The sequence below is a fragment of the Wolbachia endosymbiont of Tuta absoluta genome (genome assembly GCF_059414725.1).
Genome location: NZ_JBNRJY010000382.1, coordinates 1 through 1,823 on the forward strand (window position 1 = coordinate 1; position 1,823 = coordinate 1,823).

The 1,823-nt window shown below is 35.8% G+C and carries 1 protein-coding gene and 1 pseudogene; one reads left to right on the plus strand and one right to left on the minus strand.

The genetic code is table 11. The annotated features are described in order from the left end of the window. A partial coding sequence (locus ACJ5GX_RS04080; protein ID WP_495292731.1) for a hypothetical protein occupies nt 1-386 on the minus strand: 386 nt, incomplete at its 3' end. A gap of 314 nt (nt 387-700) precedes the next feature. On the opposite strand from ACJ5GX_RS04080, the pseudogene ACJ5GX_RS04085 reads away from it, so the two are divergent. Beyond that, nucleotides 701-1,823 (plus strand): annotated as a pseudogene (locus tag ACJ5GX_RS04085) (hypothetical protein); the annotation flags it as partial.

The following is a 1,823-nucleotide window of genomic DNA, read 5'->3' on the forward strand; positions in this document are numbered from 1 at the left end:
TGAGCTATTTCATTGTTAGAGTGGGGATAATCATCCGGATGATGCCCCTCATCACCGTAGTCCATACCCATTCCTTCTGATGGCATATCTTCTCCACCTCCACCTGAAAAATATTCAGCAAGACTTTCAAGAAATTTTATGCCAAACATATTACCTGATTTCCCAAATAACGTTACTAGACTGCTACCACTGACCAAACCTTCAAACACATTATTATAAGCAGCAATTGCTCCTTCATGAAAGTTGAACATCCACTTCATTCCATCCACAATTGTTGCAACAGAGTCACTATGACCAAGACCGAAACCACTTTTCTCACTAGCGGCTTCCTGGTGTTGCTGCTGTGCCTGCCATTCTGCAATATTTGGACTTTGTGCTTCACTCATAAACTTTTATTCTAAGCCTTAAGCTATTATTTTACCAAAAACACTGTAAAATATCAATTGTTTAAGAGAGGTTATCATAAAAATAGCTAACACTAAGCTATTTTTATGATTCTGAATACCAAAACATCGATAATGTGCTGTAGTAACAAAGTGATGACTTGAGGTTTAAAACAGCTTCTATTTCTTCTTAGAAGACTGCTCCTCTCTCTTTTCTTTTTATTATATATTATCTTAGTATTAACTTACTCATAAATTATTGACAAGTACTAATAATTTAATTATCATTAATATAATATTAATAATAAGGAAGAAAAATGCTTACTAATGATTTATCTAATAGTAACACACCATCATCAGCTCCGCCACCACCTCCTTTACCATCCGGAGGTTTAAAGAATTGGAAACTTCCACAGGATAATAAAAAACCTTCTAATTTGGCTACATCAGGAATTAGCAGTCACACTGAACCAAAAAAAGGTCAATCTAAGAGTCCTGTTCAACAATCATCTCTTAATTTTGAAAACAATCCACTATTTAAGAAAAAACAAGAAGAACATAATGTAAATAGCGAAACTGCAGATGAAGGAAGCAAGAATAGTATTCATGTTAAGAATCCAGAAACCAAAAATAGCGCTCAGTCAAAAGAAGAAGATAATGCGAGTGACAAAACTAAAAATGATAGAAGCAATACTAAACAGGTTATGCCGAAAAAACCTATGACTGAACAACATAATGGTGTACACTCTGATAGTGAAAATCAAAAGTCATCTGTAGCAGAACAAAAAAAGGCAACTGGCTTAAAATATTCAATTGCTATTTTATTATTATGTACATCCAGTACTGTAGCTGGAGTATACACGTGTTTCATCATTTTAGAGGTATTAAGTAGTGCTGCAGTGCCAGTGTCTTCTGCAGTTATTGCTTTTGTTTCTGCATTGGTTATGTTGAGCTTAGCTGCATATCTTATCAATTCACACCTTTCTGCAATAAACAGCGAGAAAGGAGTTGATCCTGGTAGAAAACAATCACAAGATTTACAGAAAGCAAAAGGACTTGAACACAGCAATACTCATACATCATCACTTTCAGTAACGCTTGGAACATCCAGTGCACCAACATCACCTACTCTAAAGAATAATGCTAATAATAAATCCATACCCTCAGGAGGTGGCAAGCAACAAGAAAATGGAGATTTGATGGCTGATTTGCACAAAAAGTTCAAAAGCCGAAGGAAAGGAATTGTTGGAAAGGACAACGTACAACAGCAAAACAACGAAGTATGTCAAAATCAATCACAAGATTTACAGAAAGCAAAAGGACTTGAACACAGCAATACTCCTACACCATCATTTCCAGTAATACCTGAAACACCCATTGTACCGCCACCTCCTCCTCCATCTTTAGGGAATAATTTCCCTTCTGGGCCTGCAATTGATG